The 6,024-nt window shown below is 69.3% G+C and carries 9 protein-coding genes; all 9 read right to left on the bottom strand.

Features of this window, described 5'->3' with window-relative positions; genetic code table 11:
- Positions 1 to 95: 95 nt before the first annotated feature.
- Positions 96 to 485, bottom strand: coding sequence for a carboxymuconolactone decarboxylase family protein (locus ISU07_RS15565; protein WP_194707733.1), 390 nt, complete (start codon positions 483 to 485; stop codon positions 96 to 98).
- 28 nt (positions 486 to 513) lie between these two features.
- Complete coding sequence (locus tag ISU07_RS15560) at positions 514 to 777, bottom strand: metal-sensitive transcriptional regulator (protein ID WP_194707732.1); 264 nt, start codon at positions 775 to 777, stop codon at positions 514 to 516.
- 1 nt (position 778) lies between these two features.
- The gene (locus ISU07_RS15555) at positions 779 to 1,186 is read right to left on the bottom strand and encodes a DUF302 domain-containing protein (protein WP_194707731.1); all 408 of its coding nucleotides are present in this window, start codon (positions 1,184 to 1,186) and stop codon (positions 779 to 781) included.
- Between the two features lie 318 nt (positions 1,187 to 1,504).
- A complete protein-coding gene (locus ISU07_RS15550) occupies positions 1,505 to 2,029 on the bottom strand; it encodes a DsrE/DsrF/DrsH-like family protein (RefSeq protein WP_194707730.1) in 525 nt (174 codons plus the stop codon).
- 13 nt (positions 2,030 to 2,042) lie between these two features.
- Positions 2,043 to 2,357, bottom strand: a complete 315-nt coding sequence (locus tag ISU07_RS15545) for a TusE/DsrC/DsvC family sulfur relay protein (RefSeq protein ID WP_194707729.1) — start codon at positions 2,355 to 2,357, stop codon at positions 2,043 to 2,045.
- A 5-nt stretch (positions 2,358 to 2,362) separates the two neighbouring features.
- A complete protein-coding gene (gene sqr / locus ISU07_RS15540; protein WP_194707728.1) occupies positions 2,363 to 3,607 on the bottom strand; it encodes a type III sulfide quinone reductase, selenoprotein subtype in 1,245 nt (414 codons plus the stop codon).
- Between the two features lie 146 nt (positions 3,608 to 3,753).
- Positions 3,754 to 4,194, bottom strand: coding sequence for a hypothetical protein (locus tag ISU07_RS15535; protein WP_194707727.1), 441 nt, complete (start codon positions 4,192 to 4,194; stop codon positions 3,754 to 3,756).
- A gap of 115 nt (positions 4,195 to 4,309) precedes the next feature.
- A complete protein-coding gene (locus tag ISU07_RS15530; RefSeq protein WP_194707726.1) occupies positions 4,310 to 4,972 on the bottom strand; it encodes a hypothetical protein in 663 nt (220 codons plus the stop codon).
- A gap of 29 nt (positions 4,973 to 5,001) precedes the next feature.
- Positions 5,002 to 6,012, bottom strand: a complete 1,011-nt coding sequence (locus ISU07_RS15525) for a zinc-dependent alcohol dehydrogenase (protein ID WP_194707725.1) — start codon at positions 6,010 to 6,012, stop codon at positions 5,002 to 5,004.
- Positions 6,013 to 6,024: the final 12 nt, after the last annotated feature.

Here is a 6,024-nt window from a genome sequence, read left to right as displayed (position 1 = left end):
CGGGTGGAAGTGGGCCTTAGACAAGCCACATCCCATTCGGAGGTTCTCGTTCGTTCAACCAGGCTCGCCGCTACCCAGGTCCTGGCCGGGTACACCTAGGCGCGAGACTCGTCGCCGGGGAGCTCGGGGGCGAACTCGCAGAACGCGTCGTACGCGCGGGGACCGTGGATGGTGGCGGGTCCGCCGTGCATCAGGAAGGTGACTCCGATGGCCTCCGCGGCCTCCTGCCGCGACGCCCCGGCGCGGGCCGCCGCCTGGGCGTGCGACGCGATGCACCCGTCGCAGCCCTCGACCACCGCGATCGCCAGGGCGATCAGCTCCTTGGTGCGTGTGTCCAGGGCGCCGTCGGCGAACGCGGCGCCGTGCAGCTCGCCGAACCCGCGGTAGACGTCCGGTACGGCGCGGCGCAGCTGGCGGTGGAGCGGGGAGAGCTCGTCGAGCACGCGGCGGCCGTGGATCGACTGGTCGGTCTCGAGGGTGGTCATCGTTGGTCTCCTGGTGGGGATGGGTGGGTCAGGCGAGGCCGAGGAAGAGCTTCTCCATCTTCTTCACGTCGACGCTCTCGGGTCCGTCTCCGGCCGCCATGCACTGCTGGAGGCCGGTGGCGACGATGGCGAAACCGGTGCGCTCGAGGGCCTTGAGGACGGCGGCCAGCTGCGTGAGGACCACCTCGCAGTCGGCACCCTCGTCCATCATCGAGATCACCTTGCCCAGGTGGCCGTGGGCCCGCTTGGCGCGGTTGACGATGGCCCGCATCTCGGTGGGTTCGATCTCCACGTCACGCCACCTCGGGGATCGTCGCGAGGGCCTGCAGTGCTGCCGACAGGCGGGAGCGAGCCTCGTTCGCCACCGCCCCGATCTCGGCGCTGTCCTCCAGGCGGCTCATCACAGCGGGGTCGACGACCTCGACGACGGTGCCGGCGTCCGTGGTCCGCACCGTGACGTTGCACGGGAGCAGCGCGGCGACGGAGGGAGCCGCGTCCAGCGCGCGGTGGGCGAGCTCCGGGCGGCACGCCCCGAGGATCACCTGGTCGGGCACGTCGATCCCGAGCTTGGCGCGCATCGTGGCGCGGACGTCGATCTCGGTCAGCACGCCGAAGCCCTGCTCGGCCAAGGCGTCCTTGACCCGGGAGACGACGTCGTCGTACGGCTGGTCGAGGGTCACCGCCATCGTGTAGCCGCTCATGAGGCGTCCACGAGGGCCACGTCAGCGGCAGTGAGGGCGATGGTCGCCATGGAGGTGCTCCTTCGACGGGTTCGGTATGGTGTCCATCGTATCCCCCCGGGGGGATACACCCAAGTCGGCAGGACGAGAGGAAGGACACCCGAGATGTGTCATGCAGTGCGTTGCCGGACGTGCGGTCTGGTGACCTGGCGAGGCTGTGGCCGCCACGTCGACCAGGTGCTCGCGCCGTACCCGGAAGAGGCCCGGTGCGAGGGTCACCGGGAGACGCCTCGCACCGGGCTGCTCGGTCGGCTCAGTCGTCGCTGAGCGGCGGACGGCTCAGATGAACAGCAGCTGCGCGCCGGCCGTCTTCTCGATGAAGTCGGACGCGCTGATGATGTCCTCCACCTCGTCGTAGAGGTCCTCCATCTCCAGGTGCTGCATGTCGGCCGACATCCGGCAGGCCCACAGGTGACCGCCGGAGTCGACGATCTGCTGCAGGAACTCGGGGACGTCGGGGATCCCCAGGTCCGCGATCGTCTTGCGCATCTGGTGGGTCGCCAGCGCCGTCATCCCGGGCAGGCCGCCCAGGCCCTGGGGCATGTGGGTGGCCGTGTTGCCGAGCATCGTGAACTTCAGGTCGCCCATGGTCTTCTTGTTGATCATGTCGAAGCCCCAGAACGTGAAGAACAGGTGCGTCTCGATGCCCTCACCGAGTGCTGCGTTGGCGAGTACCAGGCCCGGGTAGGCCATGTCGAGGGTGCCCTTGGAGCAGATGATCGCGAGCTTTCGGCTCGTGTCCACCTCGCCGAAGGACGGCACGAACGGCGTCTCGACGGCTCCGGGAGCGGGTGTGCTGGTCATGACTTCTCTCCTCTCACACGCAGCCGTGCGGCTTGGGCAGCCCCGCGACGTACGCGAGCTTCTTCGCCGGCTTCTGGGGGAACAGCTCGAACAGCTGCTTGGTGGGGATGCCACCCACGACGCTGATCCGGCGCAGTGTCGCGGTTTCGCCCTGCTCGTGGAAGTCGCTGCGCAGGAAGCGGATCGCCCTCCAGTGTTCGTCGGTGAGCTCGATCCCGATCTGGTGGGCCAGGGACTTGCCGAGCACCTCGGTCCACTCCTCCGGATCGGTCATGAATCCCTCGGCGTCGACGTGGATCTCGTGCCCGTCGATGGTGGTGGTGGGCATGGTCGTCACTCCTCCTTCGTGTGGACGTGCTTGCCGGCCATCGACATGTGGGACGGCAACGGGACGGGGCGTCCGGGAAGCAGCACGTTCCAGTACACGTGCCGGAAGGCGAGCTTCCCGAGGTGGTTGGCGCGGGTCTCCTCGAGCAGGCTGAGCGGGCCGACGACGGGCACGGGGTACTTGCCCGGGAGTGGTTCGGTCTCGTAGTTGAAGTCGATCAGCAGCGCCCGGTCGTCGCCCGACTCGACGAAGCAGTTGGCGTGCCCGTCGAACGCCACCGTCATGGGCAGTCCGTCGATGTGCTTGAGGAAGTTCTCGACGAAGACCTCGCAGGCGAAGTGCGCCACCGACCCCGCCTTCGATGCCGGGATGTCGGAGGCGTCGCCGAGGGCGAAGATGTTGGGGTACTTCGTGGAGAGCAGCGTGTGCTTGTCGACCGGCACGTAGTTGAGCTCGTCCCCGAGCCCGGAACGCGCGACGAAGTCGGCACCCATGTTCACCGGCACCGTGACGAGCAGGTCGAACGGGATCTCGCGCTCGTCGTAGGAGACCAGCGTGCGGTTCTCGGCGTCGATCCGCTCCAGCATGAAGTCGCTCTCGACGACGATGTTGCGGTCCTCGAGCATGGCCCCGAGACGGGCCGACGCGATGGGCCGCGTGAACGGGCCGTCCAGCGGCGTCACGAAGACGAGCTCCACGTTCTGACGCAGGCCACGCTCGCTGAGCCAGTCGTCGGCCAGGAAGGTGAACTCCAGCGGAGCGACCGGACACTTGATCGGCATCTCGGTGATGTGGACCACCAGGCGGCCGTGGTCGAGCTCGAGGAGCGCGTCCGCGAGCGCCTCGGCGCCATCGAGGGTGTAGAAGTCGAAGATGCTCTTGCGCCACTCGGGTCCGAGCATGCCGGGCGTCTGGTCGGGGCGCGGCGTGGTGCCGGTCGCGATGACCAGGTAGTCGTAGGGGAGTGTGCGGCCGTCCTCCAGCCGGACGAGGCCCGCCTCCGGCTCGACGCGGTCGATCTCGCCGAGGACGAGGCGGATGCCGTCGGCCACGAAGTGGTGCCGCGTGCGCACGACGTCGTCACGGTCGTAGGTCCCGAACGGGATGAACAGGTAGCCGGGCTGGTAGTGGTGCTCGTCATCCCGGTCGACCACCGTGATCGTCCAGTCGCGGTCGTCCAGGCGCCGCCGCAGCTTGTTGGCTGCCATCGTGCCGGCGGTGCCGGCGCCGAGCACCAGCAGGTTCCTCATCGTCACCACCACTTCTCTGCGTTGTCTTCGACCGTAGGAGGGCACGCATCCGGGCACATGGGTCGCGGGACCCGGCCCCACGGGTCCTTGTGCCCGACGGGTTCGCCGCCTGCGTCGGTGGGCCGTGCCTCAACCGGCGTCACCGGTCAGGACCGAGCGGGCTGTCGGTCCTCGGACGCGTCGCGGCGGCTCTCGCGTGGCTTCTCGGGCAGGTTCGCCTGCTGCAGCGACAACATGCCGGTCACCACGGCGGCGACGGGCGGGGCCACGATGACGGCGAGCGGGATGCGGGTCGGGTCGCTGCCGGTCACCATGACCGGTGCCGCCACGGCGATCAGGGCGGTGGCGACCCAGAGGGTGGCGACGCCCAGGGTCCAGCGGGAGAGCGAATTCCGAGACGGTGTCATCAGGGCGTACACCGTCGCGGCCACGGCCCAGAGCCAGGTGGTGATCAGGGCCAGCGGCAGGTGCTCGTGCTGGGAGCCACTGACCATGTCGGGGGCCCCGAGGGCCATCACGACCGTGGCCATCCAGATCACGATCGGAGCGGTCAGGGGTGACTCGAGTGCGCGTGAGATGTTGTTCATCCTTCTCTCCTTCCGGGTGCGTCAAGACAGAGGTCCGTCAGCCCTGCGAACGTGGCGCGCCGCGAACCAGCCGGCGACGATCCTCGGTACGAACACCGAGTGCGCCGACCATGGCTCACCTCCGGATCCGCTGTTCCCTCCCAGGCTGGTCGTCCACGTGGGAGGCGCCCAGAGCGGAAGGTCCTCTCCCGACGGGACCACCGGCGCCCCCGTCACGCATCGCCACGACGAGGCCGGCGTCCCAGCCCGGGGCCCGTCCGCCGGCCGGCGGACGGACGGAGCCGAGGTCGTGTCCACTGCGGGCCAGCAGCCAGGAGATCAGGGAGTTGGAGTTCCACATGTCGCCGGTGCGCTGCTCGTCCACTCCCCACGTGCGGAGGGGAAAGTCCGGGAGCAGCTGCAGGACCCGACCTGTCGAGGCGGCGTCATGACTCAGGTGCTGCGGGCTCTCGACCGCCTCGTCGACGTCCGGGATGCGGCCGTTGCGCCAGCAGCGCACCTCGTAGCGGAACAGCCGCGACCGGCGCAGGCTCCGCAGACCGACAGGACCTTCCCCCACGACGTCCCGGTGAGGATCCGGCGCGTTCCACACCGGCCCCATCTCGATGACGAAGCGATCGCCGGACAGGTGGACCTCCAGGGCCGAGTGGTACAGCGCCATCCGCTCCCGGCCGGCGAGCCGCGCCGAGATCGCCTCGTAGATCCGGCCGTTGACCCGTACGCAGTGCCCACCGGCCCCGAGCGGGAGCCAGTAGAGGTCCACCTGTCCTGAGGCCATGGGGTCCTCCCGTCGCGTGCTCCGGGCGTTCAGGAGAGGTCGAAGACCAGACGTGCCGGCACGTCGCCAGCCAGGACCTCCTCGAAGCAGGCGTTGACGTCCTCGAGCCGGCGGCTCTCGGCGACCACGCGGGTGCGTCCGTCGGCGTGCAGCGCAAAGCAGTCCTGCAGGTCGTTGCGAGTGCCGACGAGCGAGCCGATCACGCTGATGCCCTTGAGCACGGTCTCGAAGACCGGGATCTCCAGGCGGTTGTCGGCCGGAAGCCCGACGATCACCAGGCGGCCGTTGGGGTTCAGCGCTGCGTGGGCGGCTCGCATCGCTGCGGGCGACGGGACGGTCACCAGCGCGATGTCGACACCGCCGATGGCCGCCAGCTCGGCGGCCTGGTCCCCGCGGGCATCGATGACGTGGTCGGCTCCGAGGTCCTTGGCGAGCTGGAGCTTGGCGTCGTCGACGTCGACCGCCACGGTGGTGGCGCCGAAGATCTTGGCGTACTGCAGCCCGAGGTGCCCCAGGCCACCGATGCCCACGACCATGGCGGTCTCACCCGGTTGCGGGTGGGCGACCTTGATGGCCTTGTACGTCGTCACGCCGGCGCACGTCAGCGGTGCGGCGTCGAAGGAGCTGACTCCGTCGGGCACCCGGACGACGTGGGACGCGTTGCCGATGGCGTACTCGGCGTACGAGCCGTCCATCGTGTAGCCCATGTACTGCGGCGTCGCGCAGTAGGTCTCCCAGCCGGAGACGCAGGAGCGGCAGTGCCCGCAGGCGAGTCCCAACCAGGGCAGCGCGACCCGGTCGCCGACGGTCAGTGATGCAACGCCGTCACCCAGCACCTCGACGGTGCCGACCCCTTCGTGACCCGGGACGAGCGGGATCTTGGGCTTGACCGGCCAGTCGCCACGCGCGGCGTGGATGTCGGTGTGGCACAGGCCGCTGGCCTCGATCTTGACGAGCACCTGGCCGGGACCGGGTCGGGGGACGGGCACCTCGCGGATCTCGAGGGGTGCTCCGAGCTGGGGTACGACGGCAGCCTTCATGGCGTATCTCCT

This window comes from Nocardioides islandensis (assembly GCF_015352455.1).
Classification (GTDB): Bacteria; Actinomycetota; Actinomycetes; order Propionibacteriales; family Nocardioidaceae; genus Nocardioides; species Nocardioides islandensis.
This window is presented reverse-complemented; position numbering and strand designations above follow the sequence as displayed.